The sequence below is a fragment of the Paenibacillus radicis (ex Gao et al. 2016) genome, assembly GCF_014641555.1.
Lineage (GTDB): Bacteria > Bacillota > Bacilli > Paenibacillales > Paenibacillaceae > Pristimantibacillus > Pristimantibacillus radicis.
The window spans coordinates 1,200,195-1,208,992 of record NZ_BMHY01000001.1; the positions used below are offsets into that span (position 1 = coordinate 1,200,195).

7 protein-coding genes are annotated in these 8,798 nt (G+C 48.5%); 5 read left to right on the plus strand and 2 right to left on the minus strand.

Features of this window, described 5'->3' with window-relative positions; translation table 11 throughout:
* Positions 1 to 349, plus strand: a 349-nt coding sequence (locus tag IEX98_RS05425) for a hypothetical protein (protein ID WP_229691973.1), incomplete at its 5' end; no start/stop codon positions are given.
* Between the two features lie 442 nt (positions 350 to 791).
* Here the strand turns inward: IEX98_RS05425 and IEX98_RS05430 are convergent.
* Together IEX98_RS05430 and IEX98_RS05435 are read right to left on the minus strand one after the other, a co-directional pair.
* Positions 792 to 2,291: a helix-turn-helix domain-containing protein gene (locus IEX98_RS05430; RefSeq protein WP_188887862.1), complete on the minus strand. Its 1,500-nt coding sequence runs from the start codon at positions 2,289 to 2,291 to the stop codon at positions 792 to 794.
* Entirely contained in the window at positions 2,288 to 4,027 is a 1,740-nt protein-coding gene (locus tag IEX98_RS05435; RefSeq protein WP_188887863.1) for a cache domain-containing sensor histidine kinase, read from the minus strand. The genes IEX98_RS05430 and IEX98_RS05435 overlap by 4 nt, the downstream gene beginning before the upstream one ends.
* A gap of 186 nt (positions 4,028 to 4,213) precedes the next feature.
* Between IEX98_RS05435 and IEX98_RS05440 the strand changes: the two genes are divergently transcribed.
* The 4 genes from IEX98_RS05440 to IEX98_RS05455 form a co-directional block, all read left to right on the plus strand.
* A complete protein-coding gene (locus IEX98_RS05440; protein WP_188887864.1) occupies positions 4,214 to 5,533 on the plus strand; it encodes an ABC transporter substrate-binding protein in 1,320 nt (439 codons plus the stop codon).
* Between the two features lie 113 nt (positions 5,534 to 5,646).
* Entirely contained in the window at positions 5,647 to 6,591 is a 945-nt protein-coding gene (locus IEX98_RS05445) for a carbohydrate ABC transporter permease (protein WP_374705313.1), read from the plus strand.
* 1 nt (position 6,592) lies between these two features.
* Positions 6,593 to 7,405 (plus strand): carbohydrate ABC transporter permease, encoded by an 813-nt coding sequence (locus IEX98_RS05450; protein WP_188887865.1) that lies wholly within the window; start codon positions 6,593 to 6,595, stop codon positions 7,403 to 7,405.
* Positions 7,406 to 7,441: 36 nt separating this feature from the next.
* The coding region (locus IEX98_RS05455) for a hypothetical protein (RefSeq protein ID WP_188887866.1) at positions 7,442 to 8,798 on the plus strand (1,357 nt) is incomplete at its 3' end.

Consider the following 8,798-nt stretch of genomic DNA (forward strand, 5'->3'; position numbering starts at 1 on the left):
AGCGTCCTACTCGGGCCGGCGTTTGCTTGGCGATCACGTTCCTTATCCAGTGGAGGCCTATCCGGAAGGCAATCAGCGTCATCTATCAGCGGAAAGCGCGCTCTACTGCCGTATCGTTACGGAAGGATTATTCGGTATTCAACCAATCGGACTATCCGCGTTCAACTGTGTTCCAAGATTGCTGGAGGGCTGGAGCACGATGGCTCTTCGTTCCATCCAGGCGTTTGGCCGTCAATTCGATCTCGTCGTCAATGCGCTTCCATCAGGCATAGAGCTGGTTGTCTCCGATGAGAACGAAAGCAGACGTTATTCGGGAGAGAATGGCGAAGCTTTTGAAGTGAAGTGGTAAATTTGGAAAGTTGATATCCAGGTAAAAGAGGGAAGCGGAGGGCAATGTCATTAAGTTCAAATCTGAACCGTCAATGGCAAGTAAGCGATACCCGCGGTAGTTCCCTGCGATTCCAGAAGCTCCTTATATAGGCTGTTGCCGACCATTGAGATCAGGAGTTGCATGACCGTCTCAAAGGGCAACTTTTTCTTTCGGGTTTTTAGGGTTTTTGATATAAGGTGCTGGGGTGGCTGACATTTCTCGTATGAGGAATGTCAGCATTTTTTTTAATGAATCTGCGTACGTATTCATCGGCGTAACCTCCTCGTTTTTTCAAGGGGCTACGCCACACATTTGCATCTACTTGTCAATCGAGCTGCTCTTTTTCGTAATTTTTGACCCTGTGCTTAACTTAATGACATTGCCCGCTAAGGGCGCTCTTTGTTTCGACAGGGTGTCGGTATTATTTGCGGAGCAGCTGCTCTCTGAATTGGGAAGGGGAGGAACCATGGAACTCGGAAAATACTTTAATGAAATGACTGCTGCTGTAGTAGCCAAGCTGCTTGGCGATATCTTGAACCCGCATTGCCGGGTGTTCAATTAGCAGCTCGTTAGCCTTGTGCATCCGGATTTGCGTGATGTATTTCGAGAAAGTAACACCGCATCGTTTGCTGAACAGCGTGCTCAAATAATTGGGCGTAATATGAAATTGTGTCGCCAATTGATGGATGCTGATATCGTCCATATAATGCTGCTCGATATGGCGAATGACTTGGTTGATAAGGTCTTGATGGGCCTGATCTTTGTTAGCCGAAGCTGGCAGCAGCTTCTCGCCTAGCTCGCGAAGCTTGCCGATCCAGCTTTTCGCAGGCAGATCCGCATCGAGCACCTTTTTCATATTCAAGTTGAAGAAAGTGATTAAAGCTTGCCCCGTCTTGAGCTGATGCGGGGGAAGAGCGAGCAGTTGACGTTCCAGCCCATCAATCTCCTTCTTATAGACGAGATAATCATTGCTTTGATAGGCTCTGACGATACGATCCGCTGTTTTGCCAATTTCCGCGAGAGTCTGATCCTTGGCCTGATAATAGTCCAGCTCCTTCTTAAGCCACAGACGGGTTTCTGGCATTATGGCACGGAGCGAGGCTGCGGCCAGCATGGCGTTGAACTGTTCCACCAGTGATTCCAAGTTGTCGCAAATATCGCTTTGCAGCGCCGTCAAAGCGAAGTATTCCGTCCCATACTCCATCATCTTAGATTCAATAAAGAGGTTCAGCTCCGAACGAAGGACTGCCATTGCATCGTGATGCGGCGGACTCCATGCCGTAATGATCGCGTCTTCTCCGTTGCGCAGCGTAATTCGGGCGTAGCGAATCTCTTTATGATTCATCGCTTTGCGCATATAATCATGCAGCTCTTTCAACCACGTCTGAATAAGCTGCAGCTTTAATGATTCTGATAGGGAGCTGTCCATACAGATTAGTGTGCCCGCATAGCGATAGGACGGGAGCTCGGCCAAATCCTGCAAATTGCGGTTCCCCCATACATAAGAGGAAGTCAGAAATTCGAATTGCTCATTTCCTTTCACGAGGTCTTCATTGTAATCGGCTAAAATCTCTTCGACACAGGCTGATAGAGAGGAGGAATCCACCGGTTTAAGCAAATAGTTTTTGACGCCCAATCGAATGGCTTCCTGCGCATATTGAAAGTCGGCAGAACCGGATAGAATGACCCATCTCGTTCGTGGAGATACGGTTCTCGCTGCGCGGATGGCGGCAATGCCGTCCACCTTCGGCATGTGAATATCGATGAAAGCAAGCTGGGGCTGCAGGTTTTCTGTCATGGCAATCAGCTCTTCGCCGTTGCTGGCCTCGCCAGCAATTTCGAGCGGAATGTCTAGCGTCAATAACATGTTTTTAATGGCTGTCCGTACCCAGGTTTCATCATCGGCAATAATAACTCTCATAGCTGCGCTCCTTTTAGAGGGATGGTAATATAGACACTTGTTCCTGAGCCGGGACTGCTCTCGATTCGGAATTCGGCTTCGTCATAGAGCATCTCCAAACGGGTCTTCACGTTAGCAATTCCGAGATGCTGTCCGGCCGAGGGAGCTGCTTCGAGCTGGAAGCCAACCCCAGTGTCCCGTACTTTAATCCGAATATATTCGCCTTCTTCATCAACATAAATAAACGCTTTCACTTCTACGAGGCAAGGGGACTCGCTAGGCTCAACGCCATGAATGATTGCATTTTCCACAATCGGCTGAATAAGCAGTTTAGGAATGGAGAATGATCCGACCGATTTCTCGAAATGGATATCGAGCTGCAGCTTCTCATCGAAACGCAGCTTCTGCAGCAGTCCATAGCCTTGTAAAATTTGAAACTCCTGGGCAATCGTCGTATTCTGATTGTCAGCCAAAATATAGCGTAGCATGCCGCTTAAGGCGAAGATTGCATCCTCCAGCTTGCGTTTCTCCCCGGTTTGATTCAGTCCGATAAATCCGGTCAGCACATTGTATAGAAAATGGGGCTGAATCTGCGATTGCAGCGCTTGATATTCCGCCTTTTTCAACGATAGCGCCGTTTTATATTCCCGGTTAATCATGTCGTCGAGCTGATAAATCATCTTGTTCAAGGATTGGCCGAGCAGTGAAATTTCGTCCTTGCCGACCGAGGTGAACCGAGCCTGCAAGTTGCCGGTCCGGGCTTGCTTCATCACCTCGATGATGCGCTTGAACGGCGTTACGATCCATCTTGTTAAATACATAAAGAGGATGAAGGTAATGGCAATGCCTCCGGCGGATACGATGACGGCGACGTTGGAAATCCAGCGGATTTTGCCATTCATTTCGGATTCCGACAGCAGCACAATAATTTGCCAATCCGCAGACGTTAAATTTTTGGTCAGCGATACATATTTCTGATCGCCAATCGTTATTTTTTGATGATTTTTCAGCTGGGATTTTAGCGAAATCGGCACTTCTTTATTGGAATATACCGGCTCGCCGCTCTCATCCATAATGACGATCATCGACCGGCTGCTGAATGCGATGTCATCGATGATTTTATTCAGAGCACCATAGTCGGCATCGGCAATAATGACGGATATCGGCTGCTTGGAATCCGGATCCTTAATGAGACGGGCGACTGAAAAGACGCGCCTATTCATCGTGTCCGACAAATAATCCTGTTTATGCGAACCGATGAAGGCCGCTTTGCCATCGGCTTCGACGGCTTTCTGGTACCAGCTTTGCTCCTGGTAGGGGAACCCTTGTACAAGCTTATTCGCTTCGAATTTGCTGCTCAAATAGCCTTTTCCATCTCTAGTAATCATTACGGTGTTTATAATTTCTTTACGCGTATTGAGCAAGTAGCTAGGCAGAGTTCCGTTGAGCGCCCGATAGGTTTTAAGTTTGGTATAATCATCAAGGCTCGACTCGGATTGGTAGGCGGTAATTTTGAGCGCTTGGATCAGTTCATCATTATAGTAGGGCAGTAAGGTCAGGCGATCCAAGTCATCCAGATACGTCTCAATGTTCCGGGATAAAGAATTCATGGCACCGGATGTAACATTTTGAGTTTCTTCGCTGATCAGTCCTTTGAAATAGGTGGGCAGAATGATCGCCAGCGTGAGAAACGGCAAAATGATCGTCGCGATAAAAATGACCATTAATTTATTGCGAAGCGAGAAACTGAACGGCATGCCAAAGCCTCCTGAAAGCAGTTGAATAACAACAAGCATAATGGGAGGTTGCGCGCGCGTCAATGCAAAATGAGCATTGTAGAAAACCGCATCTAGAGTGTAGATATCCATCATTGTAAACGCAATCATGCATGTTACGATGATTTTGTAAGCCGTTACATTATAGATTTCAAGGGGGAAACAAGAATGAAATTCATGAAATGGCAGTCCCTGTTAGTCGTTATGATCGTCCTTGCCGGCATCTTGTCGGCATGCGGATCCAGCAATCAGGGCAATGAAAAGAAACCGGCTGAGAACAACGGGAACAAGCAGGCAACCGAGCAGGATTCGGGCAAAAAAGTAACGATCAGCGTAGCGACGAACGTTGTCGGCGAGCAAGCCAAAGTGCTGCAGGCGATTGCGGATAACTTTATGAAAGAGAATCCGACGATTAAGGTCGACTTCAGCGCGCCGGGCAAAGATTACGAGAATATGATGAAAATCAAAATGGCAAGCAATGACTTGCCCGATGTGTTCTCGACGCATGGCTGGGCTAAGCTCCGCTACGGCCAATACCTGGCGGACTTGAAAGACGAGGCTTGGGTAGCGACGCTGGATGAAGCGATCAAGCCTGCTGTAACGGATGATGCCGGCAAAGTGTACGTATTGCCGATGGATCAGGATAAATCGGGTATCGTCTACAACAAAGACGTGCTGGAGAAATACAACATCGCGATTCCGCAAACCTATGCACAATTGATGGAAGCGGCGGAAACGATTACGAAGGAAAGCGGAGGCGCTGTCGCTCCTTTCCATATGGGCGGTTCAGACAACTGGCCAGTGGGTCAATACTTCGACTACTTTGCCAATCCGCTGTATATTAGCGCAGCACAGAATCAATCCGCACAGCTGCTCGACGGAAGCTTCGACTGGAGCAACTGGGATCAATTTGCGGAAATGTTCGCGGATCTGCACAAGAAGGGATATTTGAACAAAGATGTCCTGACTGCGAAATACAATGATGACGCGAAAGCTTTGGCAGAAGGCAAAACAGCGTTCCTGTTCTACGGAGCATACGCAATTGAAGAAGCGAAAAAAATCAATCCGGAGCTGCATGCAGGCTTTATGCCGATTCCATCTATCGTAGAGGGTGACACGCCAACCTTTGTAGGCGGCGAGAAAACGACTTGGGGCGTATCGAAAGACTCGAAGAACATTGAAGCGGCTAAAAAGTTTGTCGCTTACTTCGCAAAACCGGAAAATGCGCAGCTGGTTGCGGTCTCCAACGCTTTGCCTTCCGGCATTAAAGGCACCGCAGTTGATGCAGGTGATCTGAGCACTTATTACGAGCAGTATAAAGACATTCGTGTATTACCGTATTTTGACCGCGTCTTCTTGCCAAACGGCATGTGGGATGTGATGTGTAAAAACGGTCAGGATCTCATCTCCGGCGGCATTACCGTCAAGCAATTCTCCGAGAATATGGAGAAAGAATACAATCGTCTGAGAGCGGCTGCCGTTAAGTAGCTTTTCATAGTCAGAGTCATAAAGGATAACCTACGGCCCTTATCTTCAGCAGGATCAGGGTGGGGGCCGTAACTTGTTCAGCTAGAAGCGTTTTCCGGAAGGAGAGAAGGAAGTTGAATACTGTAGAGACAAAGAAAAGCGTGAACGCGAACCGAATGGCACTGCGGCAGCCAAATGCGCTGCAAAAGGTATTTCTATCGCCGAAAGCATTAAATCTGATGTATGTGCCGGCGCTGCTTCTGTTCGCTTTGTTTATTTTTTATCCGATGGTGAAGGGCATTCGTATTTCGTTTACAGATTGGGACGGCTATTCACCTTCATTCAATTGGGTCGGCTGGGATAAATATACACAAATGCTGACCGATAAGAAAATCTTTATTACATTGAAGAACACTTTGATCTACGGCTTTGGAAGCACAATATTTCAAAACCTGCTTGGTCTCATCTATGCCTTGTTTCTGGATCAGAAATTACGCGGCGTTGGTTTGGTGAGAACGATCGTCTATCTTCCGGTCATTATTAGCCCGCTTATTATGGGCTACATTTGGTACTTCTTTTTCCAATACGACGGCGGAGCGATCAATGATATCCGGATTTTGTTTCATATGGCGCCAAGCGACTGGCTCTCCAGCGGTCCTGTAGCTGTAAATATCATTACCTTCGTCAATACGTACCAGTTCATGGGCATTGCGATGATTATTTATTTGGCAGGCTTGCAGTCGATTCCGAAAGACTATTATGAGGCCGCTTCCATTGACGGCGCACGCTGGTTCGACCGCTTCAAGAGTGTCACATTGCCGCTGCTTATGCCTTCGATAACGATTAATGTAGTCGTCAACATTATCGGCGGATTGAAGCTGTTCGACGTTATCGTCGCGTTGACGAACGGCGGACCCGGTTACGCTTCGCAATCTTTATCGACGATGATGTACAACTTGTACTTCGCGAGGCAGGATGCCGGTTATGCGGCCGCACTGGGCAATGTCATGTTTATTCTAATTGGTATTGTCAGTCTGACCTTGTTAAGAATGCTGCGTAAAAGGGAAGTGAGTATGTAAGATGGGGAAGAATCTGCTGAAGTATATCATCATCGGTCTCATCGTCGTCGTTCATATCATTCCCTTTTACATTCTGATCAACTTGTCCTTCAAGGGCGCAGGAGATGTCGGCTCCAAATGGATTCCGGCTCAATCCTTGGACTTTGGCAACTTTATGGACGTCTGGAGAGAAGCCGGGCTTGGCAAAGCGATCCTGAACAATGTGATCATTACGGGCATCGTATTGCTGCTTGTTATCGTTATTGGCTCGATTGCCGCTTATCCGCTTGCCAGACGAAGAACAAGATGGAATAACTTCATTTATACCGTTTGTATCTCTTGTCTCATTATTCCGCCGCTTACGATTTTGGTGCCGCTCTATAAACTGGTCGTCGATCTGGGCGGCATTAATACGTATTGGGCAATCTCGCTGGCGCAAGTGACTTTTGCGCTGCCGATGACGATCTTTCTGTATACCGGATTTATTAGCGGTATTCCGAAGGAGCTTGATGAGGCGGGAGTCATAGACGGCTGCAACCAATACAGCATCTTCTTCCGCTTAATCTTTCCGCTCGTGAAACCGATTACAGCTACTATCATTATTTTGATCGGCGTTCAAGTGTGGAATGACTACCAGTTCTCTCTGTTTTTCCTGCAGCAGAAAAGCATTCAGACAGTGCCTGTCGTATTGTCGATGTTCATCTCGCAGTTCCAAAGCAATATTAACTGGGTGGCGGCAGGCTGCTTGATCGGTATGCTGCCGATAACGGTCGTCTATTTATTTCTTCAAAAGTTTTTCATCAAAGGCATGGCCGACGGTGCGATTAAAGGCTAAGCGCATCGTCAGACACTAACGGAGGCAGAGACAGCTATGGAGCGACAAACAGATGCAAGGTGGCAGATCGGGCAAGACAATATTATGTGGGAAGTTGCAAAGGATCGCATGCAGCCGCATGAAGATCATCTGGAGATGAGCGGCAAGCAAGTTTCTATGATTGTGCGCTATGGCGTAGACGGGGAAGGCAAGCTTGTATTGTCCCGCACAGTTGTCTGGCCGGGGCTGCGGACGATTCCGAATAATACGCATGGAAGTCTGATGCAGGAGTTTGGGCAGGAAGCGCTGCCGTTCCTTCATATAAACGGAAAGCAAAGCGTCAATGAGCGTCCCGTCTGGTTTCAGTTTGACGGCATGCTTACGATGGAAAGCGAAGCCGAGGATGGACTTGTCATTGCAAGAACGCTTTTCCCGTCTGCTGATGCCAAAGCCGCGCTGGAGAAGGTAACGCTGACGAACATGTCGGACAAGCCGGTTAAGGTGCAGGTTATCGATCGCAGTGCAACAAATTCTGTAAAAGGCGCCTATGGTATCTATTTAATCGCTGCGGCTCATGATGCCGACGGAGATGAGCATACGCTTGAGCCGGGGCAGTGGATGCAATTCGGTACTGCCATAACAGCCAGAGCTCTGAAAGAGCAGGAATATGGCATGGACATGAAGGAGGAAGAGGGCAAGCGGCAGCGGCTGATTGCACAGAGCCGCAACCATTTGGTTCTGGAAACACCGGATGCGGTGCTGGACCGGATGTTCGCGTTTGCCAAGCTGAGAACATCGGAAAGTATTTTCGAGACGAGAAACGGTCTGATGCATAGTCCAGGCGGCGGCCATTACTACGCGGCCGTGTGGACGAATGACCAAGTCGAATATGCAGGACCTCTATTCCCTTATTTAGGATATGCGCCGGGTAATGAAGCGACGCTGAATGCACTTCGGCTGTACACCAGCTTTATGGGCCCGGATTATCAACCAATCCCAAGCTCTATCGTTGCCGAAGGCATTGATATTTGGGAGGGTGCAGGAGACCGCGGCGATGCCGCGATGTACGCTTATGGCGCTTCACTGTTTGCTTTGTCGTCAGGGGATCTGGCAATTGCCGAGGAATTATGGCCTGCGATCGAATGGAGCTTGGAATTCTGCGAGCGGCAGAAAACCGAAGCAGGCGTCATCGCCTCCGATTCGGATGAACTGGAGAACCGATTCCCGAGCGGCTCGGCTAATTTGTCCACCTCATGTCTGGCATATGCCGCTTATCAGCATGCTGCGGATTTAGCTGTCTCGCTGGGCAAGAAAGAGGCGCAGGCAGCGTATACAGCTGCGGCGGAAGCACTGTATGCCGCGATTGAGAACTATTTTGGCGCTACGGTAGAAGGGTTCGAGACTTACCGGTATT

Coding starts and splice junctions, on each gene's coding strand:
- IEX98_RS05430 (WP_188887862.1), bottom strand. CDS start 2,291: ATGAGAGTTATTATTGCCGATGATGAAACCTGGGTACGGACAGCCATT.
- IEX98_RS05435 (WP_188887863.1), bottom strand. CDS start 4,027: ATGCCGTTCAGTTTCTCGCTTCGCAATAAATTAATGGTCATTTTTATC.
- IEX98_RS05440 (WP_188887864.1), top strand. CDS start 4,214: ATGAAATTCATGAAATGGCAGTCCCTGTTAGTCGTTATGATCGTCCTT.
- IEX98_RS05450 (WP_188887865.1), top strand. CDS start 6,593: ATGGGGAAGAATCTGCTGAAGTATATCATCATCGGTCTCATCGTCGTC.